This window comes from Streptomyces sp. P17, from assembly GCF_032436805.1.
GTDB lineage: Bacteria > Actinomycetota > Actinomycetes > Streptomycetales > Streptomycetaceae > Streptomyces.
In genome coordinates this window covers 1-239 of the sequence record NZ_JAVRBF010001437.1, presented here as the reverse complement: position 1 = coordinate 239, position 239 = coordinate 1, and the positions used below count along the sequence as shown (strand labels likewise).

Below are 239 nucleotides of genomic sequence, written 5' to 3'. Positions count from 1 at the left end.
CCTTCAGCCTGGCCAAAGCGGGCAACGCCGCCATCAATCTCTGCGACAACACCGGCGCGAACTGCGCCGACATCGCCACCAACGCCACGACCGGCAAGCTCAACAATCCCGGCACGCTCGGCTCCAACAACTGCGCCACCTCGGGCACCTGCCTGATCAAGACGTTCTACGACCAAACCGGCGTGCTGGCGTGCAACGCCGGCACCACGGCGTGCAACCTGACGCAGGCGACCGTGGCC

General features: G+C 66.5%; 1 protein-coding gene. It reads left to right on the top strand.

What is annotated here, in order from left to right:
• Window positions 1-239: hypothetical protein (locus RMT89_RS45260; RefSeq protein ID WP_315889572.1), on the top strand; the 239-nt coding region annotated here is incomplete at both ends.